Genomic DNA, 15,361 nt, shown 5'->3' with positions numbered 1-15,361 from the left:
ACCCTCCGATTAAGGCGTTAAAGTTTTTTGGCTTTTTCCACTGCTTCTTCGATGGAACCAACCATGTAGAACGCCTGCTCTGGCAGGTGATCGTATTCGCCTTCCATGATGCCTTTAAAGCCACGGATGGTGTCTTTCAGGGAAACGTATTTACCCGGAGAACCGGTGAATACTTCCGCAACGAAGAACGGCTGGGACAGGAAGCGCTGGATCTTACGCGCACGTGCTACCACCAGTTTGTCTTCTTCTGACAGCTCATCCATACCCAGGATGGCGATGATGTCTTTCAGTTCCTGGTAACGCTGCAGCAGGGACTGTACGCCACGCGCGGTGTCGTAGTGTTCCTGACCCACAACCAGTGGATCCAGCTGACGGCTGGTGGAGTCCAGCGGGTCAACGGCCGGGTAGATACCCAGAGACGCGATCTGACGGCTCAGTACCACGGTTGCATCTAAGTGCGCAAAGGTGGTGGCTGGTGATGGGTCAGTCAAGTCATCCGCAGGTACGTATACCGCCTGAACGGAGGTGATAGAACCGGTTTTGGTAGAGGTGATACGTTCCTGAAGAACACCCATCTCTTCCGCCAGCGTAGGCTGATAACCTACCGCTGAAGGCATACGACCCAGCAGTGCAGATACTTCAGTACCGGCCAGGGTGTAACGATAGATGTTATCAACGAACAGCAGTACGTCACGGCCTTCGTCACGGAACTTCTCAGCCATCGTCAGACCAGTCAGCGCAACGCGCAGACGGTTTCCTGGTGGCTCGTTCATCTGGCCGTAAACCAGGGATACTTTGTCCAGAACGTTGGAGTCGGTCATTTCGTGGTAGAAGTCGTTACCCTCACGAGTACGTTCACCTACGCCCGCAAATACAGAGTAACCGGAGTGCTCGATCGCGATGTTACGGATCAGCTCCATCATGTTTACGGTTTTACCTACACCCGCACCACCGAACAGACCAACTTTACCGCCCTTCGCAAACGGACACATCAGGTCGATAACTTTGATGCCGGTTTCCAGCAGTTCCTGAGAGCTTGACAGCTCTTCGTAGGAAGGTGCCGCGCGGTGGATAGCCCAACGCTCTTCTTCACCGATGTCGCCTTTCATGTCGATTGGCTGACCCAATACGTTCATGATACGACCCAGTGTTGCTTTACCTACAGGCACTTCGATCGGGTGCTCAAGGTCTTTCACTTCCAGACCACGACGCAGACCGTCGGAAGAACCCATCGCGATGGTACGCACGATACCGCCGCCGAGCTGCTGCTGAACTTCCAGCACCAGGCTCTCGTTACCATTCTGTACCTCAAGCGCGTCGTACACGCGTGGTACGGCGTCCTGAGGGAACTCGACGTCCACCACGGCGCCGATTACCTGGACAATCTTTCCAGTAGCCATCTTGAATCCTCTACGTAATTCGTAAACCTGGTTAAACCGCGGCGGCCCCCGAGACAATCTCGGTGAGTTCCTGAGTAATGCTGGCCTGACGAGCTTTGTTGTAAACCAACTGCAGCTCTTTAATCAGGCTGCCGCCATTATCGGTCGCGGCTTTCATCGCCACCATTCGTGCGGCCTGCTCGCTGGCCAGGTTTTCTACAACGCCCTGATAAACCTGAGATTCAACGTAACGACGCAGCAGGGTATCCAGCAGCGGTTTCGGATCGGGTTCATACAGGTAATCCCAGGCTTTCTGCTTCAACTCGTCATCTTCTGATGCCGGTAAAGGCAGCATCTGAGTGATCGTAGGCACCTGAGACATGGTGTTAATAAATTTGTTGCTGACAACGTACAGTCTGTCCAGACGGCCTTCATCATAGGCCTGCAACATCACTTTAACCGGGCCGATCAGTTCGGACAGGGACGGGTTATCACCCATACCGGTCACCTGAGCGACAATGTTGCCACCAACGGAGTTAAAGAAAGAGACGCCTTTAGAGCCAATCAGTGCCAGATCGCACTGAACGCCTTTATCGGACCAGCCTTTCATATCCGCCAGCAGTTTTTTGAACAGGTTAATGTTCAAGCCGCCACACAGACCACGGTCAGTCGACACCACCAGGTAGCCCACGCGCTTAACGTCGCGTTCTTCCAGGTAAGGGTGCTTGTATTCCAGATTACCGTTTGCAAGGTGACCAATCACTTTGCGCATGGTCTCTGCATAAGGACGGCTGGCCGCCATGCGATCCTGCGATTTACGCATTTTGGAAGCGGCGACCATCTCCATCGCTTTAGTGATCTTTTGCGTGTTCTGGACGCTTGCGATCTTACTACGTATCTCTTTTGCGCCGGCCATGAGCTTCTCCTCAATGCCAGGCGGCTTGTCCTGAGACAAGCCGCCGGACGATTACCAGGATTGGGTTGCTTTGAAGGAATCGAGGATAGCTTTCAGCTTGCCTTCGATTTCGTCGTTATAGCCACCGGTCTGGTTGATCTCTTGCATCAGCGGAGCGTGATCACGGTCGACGTAAGCCAGCAGAGCGGCTTCGAAGCTACCGATTTTCGCCAGTTCCACATCTTCGAGGTAACCGCGTTCAGCCGCGAACAGTACCAGGCCCTGCTGAGCAACAGACATTGGTGCGTACTGTTTCTGCTTCAGCAGCTCGGTCACTTTCTGACCGTGGCTCAGCTGTTTACGGGTTGCTTCGTCCAGATCGGATGCGAACTGAGAGAACGCAGCCAGTTCACGATACTGTGCCAGCGCGGTACGGATACCACCGGACAGTTTCTTGATGATCTTGGTCTGAGCAGCACCACCAACACGGGATACGGAGATACCCGGGTTAACCGCCGGACGAATACCGGAGTTAAACAGGTTGGTTTCCAGGAAGATCTGACCATCGGTAATGGAGATTACGTTGGTCGGAACGAACGCAGAAACGTCACCCGCCTGGGTTTCAATGATCGGCAGTGCGGTCAGAGAGCCCGTTTTACCCTTCACTTCACCTTTGGTGAAGTTCTCGACGTATTCCGCGTTAACGCGGGAAGCACGCTCCAGCAGACGAGAGTGGAGGTAGAATACGTCGCCCGGGAATGCTTCACGTCCTGGTGGACGACGGAGCAGCAGGGAAACCTGACGATAAGCAACAGCCTGTTTAGACAGGTCATCGTATACGATCAGTGCATCTTCACCGCGGTCACGGAAGTATTCGCCCATTGCGCAACCCGCGTATGGCGCCAGGTATTGCAGTGCAGCAGATTCAGAAGCGGTAGCCACAACCACGATGGTGTTAGACAGCGCGCCGTGCTCTTCCAGTTTACGAACCACGTTAGAAATGGTGGACGCTTTCTGGCCGATGGCCACGTACACACATTTGATGCCGGAGTCACGCTGGTTGATGATGGCGTCGATTGCCATCGCGGTTTTACCGGTCTGACGGTCACCGATGATCAGTTCACGCTGACCACGACCGATTGGGATCATGGCGTCAACAGACTTATAGCCTGTCTGAACAGGCTGATCGACGGACTGACGATCGATAACGCCTGGTGCGATAACTTCGATTGGTGAGAAGCCATCGTGCTCAACCGGACCTTTACCGTCGATTGGCGCACCCAGGGTGTTAACAACGCGGCCCAGCAGGCCACGGCCAACCGGCACTTCCAGAATACGGCCAGTACACTTAACCTTCATGCCTTCGGCGAGGTCAGCGTATGGACCCATCACAACCGCACCTACGGAGTCGCGCTCCAGGTTCAGTGCGATAGCGTAACGGTTACCCGGCAGGGAAATCATCTCACCCTGCATACAATCGGCCAGGCCGTGGATGCGGATAACACCGTCACTTACAGAAACAATAGTACCTTCATTGTGAGCTTCGCTCACAACATTGAACTGAGCAATGCGCTGCTTGATCAGTTCGCTGATTTCGGTGGAATTCAGTTGCATGCTCCAGTCCCCTTAAGACTGCAAGACGTCTGCAAGGCGTTCAAGACGGCCGCGTACGCTGCCATCAATGACCATATCACCCGAGCGGATGATTACGCCTGCCATTACAGACTTATCGATTTTGCAATTCAGCTTAACTTTGCGTGACAGACGTTTTTCCATCGCGGCGGTGATTTTCGCAAGCTGTTCATCACTCAGTTCAGTCGCTGAAGTCACTTCGACTTCAGCTGTTGCTTCACTAAGGGCACGTAAGTGCTCAAACTGCTCGAGAACATCCGGGAGCACACGGAGACGACCATTTTCTGCCATCACCTTAATCAGGTTCTGGCCGTTGGCATCCAGTTGCTCTCCGCACACGGCGATAAACGACGCGGCGAGAGTTTCAGGCGCTAACGCACCGGAAAGCAACTCGGCCATTTGTTCGTTTTTCGTCACCTCAGCGGCAAACGCCAGCATATTCTGCCAGCGATCGACATTTTGGTGTTCGATAGCAAAGTCAAAAGCTGCTTTGGCGTAGGGGCGAGCTACCGTAACAAATTCAGACATCAGCCCCTCCCTCCTTACAGTTCAGCGACAAGTTTGTCCACGATGTCGCTGTTAGCAGCTTCATCCACGGAACGTTCGATGATCTTCTCGGCGCCAGCAACAGCCAGAATCGCAACCTGCTTACGCAGTTCTTCACGAGCACGTTTACGCTCAGCTTCAATTTCAGCCTGAGCCTGTGTCACGATCTTAGTACGTTCCTGTTCTGCTTCAGCTTTGGCTTCGTCCAGGATCTGCGAACGGCGTTTGTTAGCCTGTTCGATGATGACCTGAGCTTCCGCTTTCGCTTTTTTCAGCTGGTCTGTCGCGTTGGCCTGGGCAAGGTCCAAATCTTTCTTAGCGCGTTCTGCAGAAGCCAGACCGTCAGCAATTTCTTTCTGACGTTTTTCGATGGCAGCCATTAAAGGCGGCCATACATACTTCATGCAGAACCAGACAAAGAGAATAAACGCGATGGCCTGGCCGAGGATTGTTGCGTTCATGTTCACAGCACAATACCTCTTAAATTTCTGTGGCTTGGGGTTTTAAAACAACTACTACGCGACAGCAAACATCACGTACAGACCCAGACCTACAGCGATCATTGGGATAGCATCCACCAGACCCATAACGATAAAGAACTGAGTACGCAGCAGAGGAATCAGATCAGGTTGACGCGCTGCGCCTTCCAGGAATTTGCCCCCGAGGATGCCGATACCGATCGCAGCACCGATAGCCGCCAGACCCATCATCACAGCGGCAGCCATGTACAGCAGATCCATATTCAGGTTTTCCATGACAGTCTCCAGTTTGTTTCAATTAAAACGTAGTAGTGTTGGTAAAAAATCAGTGCTCTTCAGACGCCATCGACAGATAGACGATCGTCAGAACCATGAAGATAAAGGCTTGCAGCGTAATGATCAGGATGTGGAAAATGGCCCATGGCACATTCAGAATCCACTGTGACCACCACGGCAGAAGACCCGCGATCAGAATGAAAATCAGCTCACCCGCATACATGTTGCCGAACAGTCGCAGACCCAGTGAAACAGGTTTGGACAGCAGGCTAACGCCTTCCAGGATCAGGTTGACCGGAATAAACGCCCAGTGGTTGAACGGCTGCAAGGTAAGCTCTTTCACAAAGCCGCTTACGCCTTTCATTTTGATGCTGTAGAAAAGAATCAGGATAAACACGCCCAGCGCCATCGACAGAGTGATGTTCACGTCCGCAGACGGTACAACACGCAGCGCAGGCAGGCCGAAGATGTGCTCGCCGATGAACGGCAGCAGGTCAATTGGAAGCAGGTCCATCAGGTTCATCAGGAAGACCCAAACGAACACGGTCAAGGCCAGCGGAGCAATCAGCTTGCTCTTACCGTGGTACATGTCTTTGACGCTACCATGGACAAAGCCGATGATCATTTCGACGAACGTCTGGAATTTCCCTGGAACACCACTGGTCGCTCGTTTAGCAACACCGCGGAACATGGCCAGGAACAGAAGACCCAACACCACCGAGAAGAACATGGAGTCGATGTTGATCGTCCAGAAGGTGGCCGGGGGGTTATGCGGATCCACCAGCGAGAATGTACGCAGGTCCAGCTGAAGGTTATTCAGATGGTGACCTATGTAATCCTGCGGCGTCATATTTTCTGAAGCCATGATGCCTTTTACCCTTTGTTATTGATTACAGCTGGAGCCAGAACTTGTACCACCAGCACCAAAACCCACGTTGCTATCAGCGGCATGAAGACCACTTTCAAAACCGCCAGCGCCATCACCAGTAGAGCAAAGGTCAGCAACACCTTACACACTTCGCCAAGAGCGAAGGACCAGGCCACGCGGCCTTTGGCGGGTGTATGCGCCTGATGACGCCAGGCAAAAATCATAAACAACACGTTTGGCAGCACAACTGCCAAACCCCCGCACACGGCGGAGATGCCCCAGAAGGGGTCTTTGAGGCTAAACAGCAGTCCACTTGCTATCACAGCCAGAAACTGAATGAACAGAAGCTTACGAGCAACGTTTCTACTCAAGAGCGACACAGACATCACGTTTTTACTCCTGCTCCCTTCGAGGTATGCCGCGTGTCGTATAAAACGTCCTTTAAGGCTCAGAGTCAAGCATCAAAAAGCGGACAAATTATACGGTGCGTACCCGTGATTTCAAACATTAAGTAGCGAAAAGGTGAATAAATGTTTAAATATTTTTCCCCACCGCTATTTTTCAACTTTCGCTGAAAGCATCGACCTTCGAGCAAAACTGCAAACAGCGCGAAAACGTTGACTACAAAGCGTGCACGAGATCACAAAACACACATTTGCGATAAGGTTGTATTTATCAAAGCCGTAAATCGCACAGGAGTATCTTTCTGAAATCAAAGATAAAATATCGCAACTATTTTCAAAACAGCCCCGTACACAATAAAAACCTTTTATTGACATTCTTAATAAATAATTAACATCACACTCTGATTACAGTCTTCCACTTTTAGCAGACTGATATTTTCATAGTTGACTATCTTCACGGTGAATAATAGGCGCAACGTTAACCATAAGAAAAACCATGGTAAAAAAGAGGTTAAATGCTAACGGGTAAATCCATGTGAGTTGTGCTGTTTTTTAACATCACCAGAACAGCACAAATTCCACATTTTTTATTAATTTTTTAAAAATTGTTTGGCTTAATTATCACCAGATGACGTTCACCGTCGAGCTGAGGAATGTTTAATTTCTCGATGGATTCAACGGCAAAACCGTCCGGAAGCTGTTCAATTTCATCGCCCGGCAGTTGCCCTTTCAGCGCATAGAAACGCCCTTTCTCTTCTGCGGGCAAATGTTTACACCAGCTCACCATGTCATTGAGTGAAGCAAAGGCGCGGCTGATAACACCGTCAAACGGCGGTTCTGCCGGAAACGCCTCTACCCTGCTTTGAACGGGCGTGATGTTCTCAAGCTTCAGCTCATGCTGAACCTGTCGTAAAAAGCGCACGCGCTTACCGAGGCTGTCCAGCAGCGTGAAATGACTTTCCGGCCGGACAATCGACAGCGGAACCCCTGGCAGACCGGGCCCCGTGCCAACGTCGATAAAACGCTCACCCTTCAGATACGGTGCCACAACGATGCTATCGAGAATATGGCGTACCAGCATCTCGTTGGGGTCGCGTACCGACGTCAGGTTGTACGCTTTGTTCCATTTGTTCAGCATATCGACATAGGCCACCAGCTGGTTTTTCTGGTGATCGGTGAGCGAAATACCTGCCTGATCCAGCAGACGAGAGAGTTTGTTGAGCACGGTGAATACCTGTTGGAAAACTTAGGTGGCGGGTGGCGCTTCGCTTACCCGCCCTACGGGTTCAGTAGGCCCGGTAAGCGCATCGCCACCGGGCAATGTTCTGGGCATTACGCGCTGCGGCGCAGCATACCCTGTTTCTTCAACCACACCAGCAGAATCGAAATCGCGGCAGGCGTAACGCCAGAGATACGTGATGCCTGGCCGATGGATACCGGTTTATGATCGTTCAGCTTAGCGATCACTTCGTTGGAAAGCCCCGTCACCTGACGGTAGTCCAGCATTTCCGGCAGCAACGTGTTTTCGTTACGCTGCTGTTTTTCAATCTCATCCTGTTGGCGCGCGATATAGCCTTCGTACTTCACCTGAATTTCGACCTGTTCAGCGGCTTCGGCATCTTCAAGACCCGGGGCGAACGCGGTGAGTTTCACCAGATTCTCATAGGTCACTTCGGGACGACGCAGCAGATCTTCACCGCTGGCTTCACGTGAGAGCGGCGCAGTTAAGTGAGCGTTCACTTCGGCAGCGGTTTCCGCCTGTGGATTAACCCACGTGGTTTTCAGACGCTGACGTTCCTGTTCAATGCGCTCCAGCTTCTCGTTAAAGCGTGCCCAGCGTTCATCATCGACCAGACCCAGCTCGCGGCCCATTTCAGTCAGACGCAGGTCGGCGTTATCTTCGCGCAGCATCAGGCGATATTCCGCACGAGAGGTAAACATACGGTACGGTTCTTTGGTGCCCAGGGTGCAGAGATCGTCAACCAGTACGCCCAGATAGGCCTGAGAACGCGCCGGGGCCCAGCCCTCTTTTTCGGCAGAGAAACGGGCAGCGTTCAGACCGGCCAGCAGACCCTGTGCAGCCGCTTCTTCGTAACCGGTGGTGCCGTTAATCTGGCCCGCGAAGAACAGACCGTGGATGAATTTGCTCTCCAGGGTTGGCTTCAGGTCACGCGGGTCGAAGAAATCGTACTCAATAGCGTAGCCAGGGCGAACGATTTTCGCATTCTCCATGCCCTGCATTGAGCGAACAATCTGCATCTGCACATCGAACGGCAGGCTGGTGGAGATACCGTTCGGATAAATTTCGTTTGAGGTCAGCCCTTCAGGCTCCAGGAAGATCTGGTGCTGGTTACGATCGGCAAAGCGCATCACTTTGTCTTCGATCGACGGGCAGTAACGCGGACCGATCCCTTCGATCACACCGGCGTACATTGGGCTGCGATCGAGGTTATTGCGGATCACGTCATGGGTTTTTTCGTTGGTATGCGTGATGTAGCACGGTACCTGCTGCGGATGTTGCGCCGCATTGCCCATGAACGAGAAGACCGGCATCGGGTTATCACCGTGCTGTTGCGCAAGCACGCTGAAATCAATGGTGCGCGCGTCAATACGCGGCGGTGTGCCAGTCTTCAGGCGGCTTACGCGCAGTGGCAGTTCACGCAGACGACGAGAGAGCGGAATGGATGGCGGATCGCCTGCACGGCCACCGCTGTAGTTATCCAGACCAATATGAATTTTCCCGTCCAGGAAGGTGCCGACGGTCAGTACCACCGCTTTGGCGCGGAATTTAAGGCCCATCTGGGTCACTGCACCCACGACGCGATCGTTCTCAACGATAAGATCTTCTACCGCCTGCTGGAAGATCATCAGGTTTGGCTGGTTCTCCAGCGCGGTACGTACGGCCTGACGATAAAGCACGCGGTCTGCCTGTGCACGAGTGGCACGCACTGCCGGCCCTTTACTCGCGTTTAGTATCCTAAACTGGATGCCTGCATGATCGATCGCTTTCGCCATCAGGCCGCCAAGCGCATCCACTTCTTTTACCAGGTGTCCTTTCCCAATGCCGCCAATCGCCGGATTACAGGACATTTGTCCCAGCGTGTCGATATTGTGTGTCAAAAGCAGGGTCTGTTGACCCATACGCGCTGCGGCCATTGCGGCCTCAGTGCCTGCGTGACCCCCGCCAATGATGATGACGTCAAAAGGATCCTGATAAAACATGGTGGTCTGCCTCGCGTAAAGCGGTATGAAAATGGATTGAAGCCCGGGCCGTGGATTCTACTCAACTTTAGTCTTTCGAGAAAGCATTGGGATCCTGGGCTATTAAAAAGAAGATCTTTTTATTTAGAGATCTGTTCTATTGTGATCTCTTATTAGGATCGCGTACTTGTGTGGATAAGTCCGATCCGGCAAATAAGATCATGCAGTTAGGAAGGATCGTTTGCTGTGAATGATCGGTGATCCTGGACCGTATAAGCTGGGATCAGATCGCTACTTTATACACAGGCTAAAAACGATACAACAGTTGTTCTTTGGATAACTACGGGTTAATACGAGCTTTTAACCAGAGTTATCCACATCTGATCGCGCGATCTTTAATCGTTTTTGAGTAAATTTTTCCATTCACCCAACCAGATCTCGGCCGGATCCTCCGGAATATCATGATCGAGGATGTTGATCTTGAGTGTTTCACCCAGCTGTTTTGCTCCGCAAGAGGTGACAACAGCTTCGACTTTCTCTATTGCCCCGCAAAAGGTGTCATATTCACGACTGCCGATCCCCACAGCGCCAAAACGGACCTTTGAGAGGTCAGGCTGCTGTTCCTGCAGTTCGTCATATAAAGGTTGCAGGTTATCCGGCAGATCGCCCGCGCCATGCGTGGAGGTGATCAGCAGCCAGACCCCGTCAGTCGGGAGATCTTCAAGCAGCGGTCCGTGCAGGGTTTGTGTTGAAAAGCCCGCATCTTCCAGCTTCTCAGCCAGATGTTCCGCTACATATTCCGCACCACCGAGGGTGCTGCCGCTGATAAGGGTAATGTCCGCCATTGATCGCTCGCTCAGATAAAGAGGGAGATATTGTACGCTGTGAACGAGCTGGGATCTACCTGTGGAAAATGTGGGAATGAATTTGCCCGATCATGGGCGGATGGTACGCATGATCGGGTTTTGCAGGGAGATCAGTGTCTCGGTGGACTGAATTTCATCAATTGTTTGGATCTTGTTGATAAGTACCTGCTGGAGGGCATCGATGGATCGGCACATCACTTTTATAAAGATGCTGTAGTGCCCCGTGGTGTAGTACGCCTCGGTGACCTCATCCAGCGCATTGAGCCTGGCCAGGGCGGAAGGATAGTCTTTTGCGCTTTTAAGAATGATGCCGATAAAGCAGCAGACGTCGTAACCCAGCTGCTTCGGGCTAACGTCAATGCGCGCGCCGGTAATGATCCCCGCCTGCTTCATTTTCTCTACGCGAACGTGAATGGTTCCCGGGCTGACACCAAACTGTTTCGCCAGTTCGGCGTAGGCGGTACGGGCATTGGCCATTAACGCCTCGAGTATGCCGCGGTCGAGATTGTCGATCTGATAATTTTCCATAGCTTTTTCTTATGAAGATTGATGATTCTTTCTATTCTAGCCTCATATTTTATCGATTCAAAAGTGAAGTCGGCTTTTTGTTGTTGAGTTATTGAATTAAGTGCCGGTTCTGTTGCTTAATCATTACCAACAGGACGCAGGAGTATAAATAATGAAAACCGCTTACATCGCAAAACAACGCCAGATCAGTTTCGTTAAATCCCATTTTTCCCGCCAGCTGGAAGAGAAGCTTGGGCTGATTGAGGTTCAGGCACCAATTTTGAGCCGGGTGGGCGACGGGACGCAGGATAACTTGTCTGGATGCGAAAAAGCGGTACAGGTGAAAGTGAAAACACTGCCAGATGCCCAGTTCGAAGTGGTTCATTCCCTGGCGAAGTGGAAGCGTCAGACCCTGGGACAACACGACTTCAGCGCGGGCGAAGGGCTTTACACGCACATGAAAGCCCTTCGCCCCGATGAAGACCGCCTCTCACCTATTCACTCTGTTTACGTTGACCAGTGGGACTGGGAGCGCGTGATGGGTGATGGCGAGCGTCACCTCGGCACGCTGAAATCCACCGTTGAGGCGATCTACGCCGGGATCAAAGCGACTGAAGCGGCCGTGAGCAAAGAGTTTGGTCTGGCACCGTTCCTGCCGGAAACGATCCACTTTGTTCATAGCCAGGCACTGTTGAGCCGTTTCCCGGATCTTGATGCCAAAGGCCGTGAACGTGCGATTGCGAAAGAGTTGGGTGCAGTATTCCTGATCGGCATTGGCGGCAAACTCTCTGATGGCAAACGCCACGACGTCCGTGCGCCGGATTATGATGACTGGAGCACCGCGGGCGAGCACGACTATGCCGGGCTGAACGGCGATATCCTGGTCTGGAACCCGGTACTGGAAGATGCATTTGAGCTCTCCTCTATGGGGATCCGCGTGGATGCCGACGCGCTGAAACGCCAGCTGGCGGTGACCGGTGACGAAGATCGTCTCAAATTAGAGTGGCACCAGGCGTTGCTGCGCGGCGAAATGCCGCAGACCATCGGGGGAGGGATCGGCCAGTCCCGTCTGACCATGCTGCTGCTGCAACTGCCGCATATTGGTCAGGTACAGTGTGGCGTCTGGCCGCAGCAGGTGCGTGACAGCGTGGGATCTCTTCTTTAATTAACGCTGCCAGCGTCTGAGCAGGCGGCTACGCAACCCGGTATCAAAGCGCCAGATATGATCGAAGATGCGCATGATGCCGGGTTTACCATGAGCGGACATCGCGACGGCGTGAAAACGGTGCTGATGCACCCGCTGTAACTCCTTCACTTTATTAACCACATCATCCGGCAGTCGCTGGGCTATAAAATCGGAAATGACGACCGCATCGGCGTCGTACCAGTCACCCCCCTGCATCCGCTCAACGATGCTGCGAAAGCAGCTGGCCAGGTCAGTGCCCCCGCGAAAACGCTGGCTTAAAAAACGGATTGCCTGCTCTATTCCCTGCTGGTTCGTCAGCTCATAACCCACGACTTCGCTGGAGAAGAGCATGATGAAGCAGCGACGGCGGTCGGCGAGCGCCACGCGCATCAGTGCCAGGCAAAACGCTTTTGCACACTGTTCGTTAAATCCGCCCATCGAACCGGACGTATCCACACAAACAATAAACGGCCCGCGCGGCTGTTCATCAAAATCCTGATGGACGACCGGACGCTGGCTAAGTTTCTCGCGCCACGCTTCGCCGTGCAGCCGGTAGGTAAGAAGCTGTTTTTCCACCAGCCGACGGTAGAACTCATACTCCAGCTCGGTCATTCCGAGCGTGCTCAGTTCGGTGGGCAGCAGGCGCAGAATGTCATCGCTCTGCTGGAGCCCGTCGACCTGTTCTGGCACGGTTGCCGGTTCACGCACCAGGGTGCGGAAGGTTTCCATCGGGGCATCCTTCTTTGGAACCGATTTTGCCTCCCTTGAGCGCCCCAGCTGTTCAGCAAGCTTCATCAATTCCGGCTGCTGCGCCAGAAAATCGCCGTATTTGACGATCAACTGGTAATCTCCGCGTTTGAGCTGACCGGCACTCATGTCCCAGAGACGTCCTGCGGCGTTTTCATTTTCCACCAGCACCTGCTCAAGCTGACCGCTTAAGGTCATGCGTTCCTGAACTTCACTGAGCAGCTGTTCACGTTCTTCATCCAGCAACTGCTGGTTTAACGTTGTGGCCTGAACCACCAGACTGAGGCGCCAGCGTTGTAAAAAGAGAGTATGCAGTGCGGGGGTAAAGGTGGCGTTATCCGTGACCAGCGCCCGGGCCTGGCTGGCAAACGGAGAGTGGACGTTATCGAGTACTGCCAGGGTTTGTGGGAGCTGGACGATAAACTGCGTCGTGGAGAGCCGTTGACACTGTTGATAGGCCGCGACTTCCTCCGTCAGTTCCGGCGGAACTTCAGTCTCTTTGAATCGCTGTCGCAGATTATCTCGCCAGCGCGGAAGATCGTCGGTCATCGCCTTTTTGAGCTTCGGGAATTTTTCAAAAAACGCCGCCAGCTGTGGCGACGCCAGAAGGGTAATCACCACCTCCTCGATCAACCCTTCCTCGCTGACCGCCAGCATCACGTTGAGCGTGTCCAGCGTTAGCATTGACGCGCCTGTTTGATCTGCGCGCTGACATCCTGCAGGCTGGCTTCGATGCGACCTAACCAGTCGCTATGAATAAAGAGGCATTTTTGCTGTTCGCTAAAGCGGGTGTGCTGCTGGTGCCATTCGGTATCCAGGGCGTCCAGCTGCTGTTTGATCTCTTCCGGCACGCTGTCAGAAGCGGTGCCAGGAAGCGCAAGACGCGAGCCCTGCAGGCTGACGTCGCGGATCACCAGGTGCTGGCTGCTGTCTACTTCCATCGTGAGCGGCTGCGCGAAACCGATGCCGTTGAGTTTTCCGCGGATCTCACCGCCTTTGTCGAGCCACTGAGATAGCGCCTCGCGCTCAACCGTAATGTGTACCACCTGCATATCATGCAGTTTGAGCGGCTGCTGGAGCAGCAGCGTTAGCGTCGTACCGGTCAGATCGGCGGGGAGCTCGTAATGCGGTTTGCGGGCGAACATACCGCCCAGACGATTGACTTTCAGCGCCGTTTTATCACTTTGCTGCTGTTGGAGCTGGATGCGGCGTTGAGTAATCGCCCCCAGCTGGTTGAGCATCGCCTGCTGCCCCCATGCGTGTCCGGTCATCAATACGTCCAGCTGCTGCTGCATCAGGTTCATGCCTTCTGCGTCGTGCCAGAGGCAGTCTTTCAGCAGGATCAGATCGATGGGCGCGACGGCATCACGACCGCTGAACAGGGCGCTTGCCTGGAGCAGACGAATCGCCTTTTTCCAGCGACGGTCCGAGACATACGGTGCGGAAGGAAGTAAATCAAGCTGCTGGCGCAGCATGAAGATCAGTTCAAAAACGGCATCGGGCAGTTTGATTTTGCCGATCTCTTCCTGCCACTGGTAATACTCCTCGTCCGTCACCTGCAAAGAAGCCGCCACCGGGTTTTCGTTCTCATCCTGCTGGCTGACCAGCATAGAGCGGAAGTTTGACTTGTCCTGGACTTTATCGAGCCACAGGCGGATCAGCATACGGTCATACAGCGCTTCCAGGCTGCTGTCGGCTTCGGGCAGTTCGTTTGACGCGGCCACCAGCAGACGCATGGGGATTTTCTCTTCGCTGGCCCCGTTGCGAAACCGGCGTTCGTTAATCGCCGTGAGCAGGGTGTTCAGGATTGCCGGGCCGGCTTTCCAGATCTCATCGAGAAAGACAATTTCTGCTTCCGGAAGATAACCCGCTGTCAGACGCTCATAACGCCCCTCGTCTTTGAGGGCCTGAATAGAGAGCGGACCGAAAACCTCTTCGGGGGTGGAGAAGCGCGTCATGAGATATTCAAAGGCGCGAGCATTCTGAAAAGCGAACTTCAGGCGGCGTGCGATCAGGCTTTTGGCAATGCCCGGCGGACCCAGCAGAAACACGCTTTCACCGCTCAACGCTGCCAGTAAGCAAAGGCGAATGGCGTGGCTACGCTCGAAAAGGCCTTTCTCTAGCGCACTGCTGAGGCGGGAAATTCTTTCTGCTAATAAATGTGAGTGAGCCATAATAGTTTTGCATCCTTTCGCCGTCGTGGCGGCCAATTGAAGCGAGTATAGACGTTTCAGTCAGAGCTGGTAATAGGCTGAAGTGCGGCGCAATTTTCTTTGCGCTACATTAATGCGGTTGCATTTAGGGGTTCGATTTTGCAACGAATCGTGCATACTGTGCGCTTTTTGTGGGCCAAGGGACCGGGAACACATTTGTTA

General features: G+C 53.3%; 15 protein-coding genes. 1 reads left to right on the top strand and 14 read right to left on the bottom strand.

The window, feature by feature from the left end; translation table 11 throughout:
• Positions 1–17 precede the first annotated feature (17 nt).
• From atpD to asnC, 12 genes are all read right to left on the bottom strand, one after another.
• Positions 18–1,400: a F0F1 ATP synthase subunit beta gene (gene atpD, locus L3068_RS23180; RefSeq protein WP_003862362.1), complete on the bottom strand. Its 1,383-nt coding sequence runs from the start codon at positions 1,398–1,400 to the stop codon at positions 18–20.
• Between the two features lie 31 nt (positions 1,401–1,431).
• Positions 1,432–2,295 (bottom strand): F0F1 ATP synthase subunit gamma, encoded by an 864-nt coding sequence (gene atpG / locus L3068_RS23175; RefSeq protein WP_014881884.1) that lies wholly within the window; start codon positions 2,293–2,295, stop codon positions 1,432–1,434.
• A gap of 51 nt (positions 2,296–2,346) precedes the next feature.
• Positions 2,347–3,888, bottom strand: a complete 1,542-nt coding sequence (gene atpA / locus L3068_RS23170; protein ID WP_003862367.1) for a F0F1 ATP synthase subunit alpha — start codon at positions 3,886–3,888, stop codon at positions 2,347–2,349.
• Positions 3,889–3,900: 12 nt separating this feature from the next.
• A complete protein-coding gene (atpH, locus tag L3068_RS23165) occupies positions 3,901–4,434 on the bottom strand; it encodes a F0F1 ATP synthase subunit delta (RefSeq protein ID WP_008500192.1) in 534 nt (177 codons plus the stop codon).
• A 14-nt stretch (positions 4,435–4,448) separates the two neighbouring features.
• Complete coding sequence (atpF, locus tag L3068_RS23160) at positions 4,449–4,919, bottom strand: F0F1 ATP synthase subunit B (RefSeq protein ID WP_003862370.1); 471 nt, start codon at positions 4,917–4,919, stop codon at positions 4,449–4,451.
• 48 nt (positions 4,920–4,967) lie between these two features.
• Positions 4,968–5,207, bottom strand: coding sequence for a F0F1 ATP synthase subunit C (gene atpE / locus L3068_RS23155; protein WP_000429386.1), 240 nt, complete (start codon positions 5,205–5,207; stop codon positions 4,968–4,970).
• Between the two features lie 49 nt (positions 5,208–5,256).
• A complete protein-coding gene (atpB, locus tag L3068_RS23150; protein WP_100167517.1) occupies positions 5,257–6,072 on the bottom strand; it encodes a F0F1 ATP synthase subunit A in 816 nt (271 codons plus the stop codon).
• 8 nt (positions 6,073–6,080) lie between these two features.
• The gene (gene atpI / locus L3068_RS23145) at positions 6,081–6,461 is read right to left on the bottom strand and encodes a F0F1 ATP synthase subunit I (protein WP_008500194.1); all 381 of its coding nucleotides are present in this window, start codon (positions 6,459–6,461) and stop codon (positions 6,081–6,083) included.
• A 616-nt stretch (positions 6,462–7,077) separates the two neighbouring features.
• Positions 7,078–7,704: a 16S rRNA (guanine(527)-N(7))-methyltransferase RsmG gene (gene rsmG, locus L3068_RS23140; protein ID WP_014881881.1), complete on the bottom strand. Its 627-nt coding sequence runs from the start codon at positions 7,702–7,704 to the stop codon at positions 7,078–7,080.
• 107 nt (positions 7,705–7,811) lie between these two features.
• Positions 7,812–9,701, bottom strand: a complete 1,890-nt coding sequence (gene mnmG, locus L3068_RS23135; RefSeq protein WP_008500196.1) for a tRNA uridine-5-carboxymethylaminomethyl(34) synthesis enzyme MnmG — start codon at positions 9,699–9,701, stop codon at positions 7,812–7,814.
• Positions 9,702–10,075: 374 nt separating this feature from the next.
• A complete protein-coding gene (mioC, locus tag L3068_RS23130) occupies positions 10,076–10,525 on the bottom strand; it encodes an FMN-binding protein MioC (protein ID WP_023331654.1) in 450 nt (149 codons plus the stop codon).
• 90 nt (positions 10,526–10,615) lie between these two features.
• Positions 10,616–11,074 (bottom strand): transcriptional regulator AsnC, encoded by a 459-nt coding sequence (gene asnC / locus L3068_RS23125; RefSeq protein ID WP_014881879.1) that lies wholly within the window; start codon positions 11,072–11,074, stop codon positions 10,616–10,618.
• Positions 11,075–11,225: 151 nt separating this feature from the next.
• Between asnC and asnA the strand changes: the two genes are divergently transcribed.
• Positions 11,226–12,218: an aspartate--ammonia ligase gene (gene asnA / locus L3068_RS23120; RefSeq protein ID WP_014881878.1), complete on the top strand. Its 993-nt coding sequence runs from the start codon at positions 11,226–11,228 to the stop codon at positions 12,216–12,218.
• Here the strand turns inward: asnA and viaA are convergent, their stop codons facing one another.
• On the bottom strand, positions 12,219–13,670 hold the full coding sequence (viaA, locus tag L3068_RS23115; RefSeq protein ID WP_023331651.1) for an ATPase RavA stimulator ViaA: 1,452 nt from the start codon (positions 13,668–13,670) through the stop codon (positions 12,219–12,221).
• Complete coding sequence (gene ravA / locus L3068_RS23110) at positions 13,664–15,160, bottom strand: ATPase RavA (RefSeq protein WP_023331650.1); 1,497 nt, start codon at positions 15,158–15,160, stop codon at positions 13,664–13,666. The genes viaA and ravA overlap by 7 nt, the downstream gene beginning before the upstream one ends.
• Positions 15,161–15,361: the final 201 nt, after the last annotated feature.

The sequence above is a fragment of the Enterobacter cloacae complex sp. ECL414 genome (assembly GCF_021869685.1).
Taxonomy (GTDB): domain Bacteria; phylum Pseudomonadota; class Gammaproteobacteria; order Enterobacterales; family Enterobacteriaceae; genus Enterobacter; species Enterobacter kobei.
Note: the sequence above shows the minus strand (reverse complement) of the source record. Positions and strands in the feature narration are given on the sequence as shown.

Coding starts and splice junctions, on each gene's coding strand:
- mioC (WP_023331654.1), bottom strand. CDS start 10,525: ATGGCGGACATTACCCTTATCAGCGGCAGCACCCTCGGTGGTGCGGAA.
- atpA (WP_003862367.1), bottom strand. CDS start 3,888: ATGCAACTGAATTCCACCGAAATCAGCGAACTGATCAAGCAGCGCATT.
- atpE (WP_000429386.1), bottom strand. CDS start 5,207: ATGGAAAACCTGAATATGGATCTGCTGTACATGGCTGCCGCTGTGATG.
- atpD (WP_003862362.1), bottom strand. CDS start 1,400: ATGGCTACTGGAAAGATTGTCCAGGTAATCGGCGCCGTGGTGGACGTC.
- atpB (WP_100167517.1), bottom strand. CDS start 6,072: ATGGCTTCAGAAAATATGACGCCGCAGGATTACATAGGTCACCATCTG.
- asnC (WP_014881879.1), bottom strand. CDS start 11,074: ATGGAAAATTATCAGATCGACAATCTCGACCGCGGCATACTCGAGGCG.
- mnmG (WP_008500196.1), bottom strand. CDS start 9,701: ATGTTTTATCAGGATCCTTTTGACGTCATCATCATTGGCGGGGGTCAC.
- ravA (WP_023331650.1), bottom strand. CDS start 15,160: ATGGCTCACTCACATTTATTAGCAGAAAGAATTTCCCGCCTCAGCAGT.
- atpH (WP_008500192.1), bottom strand. CDS start 4,434: ATGTCTGAATTTGTTACGGTAGCTCGCCCCTACGCCAAAGCAGCTTTT.
- atpI (WP_008500194.1), bottom strand. CDS start 6,461: ATGTCTGTGTCGCTCTTGAGTAGAAACGTTGCTCGTAAGCTTCTGTTC.
- atpG (WP_014881884.1), bottom strand. CDS start 2,295: ATGGCCGGCGCAAAAGAGATACGTAGTAAGATCGCAAGCGTCCAGAAC.
- asnA (WP_014881878.1), top strand. CDS start 11,226: ATGAAAACCGCTTACATCGCAAAACAACGCCAGATCAGTTTCGTTAAA.
- viaA (WP_023331651.1), bottom strand. CDS start 13,670: ATGCTAACGCTGGACACGCTCAACGTGATGCTGGCGGTCAGCGAGGAA.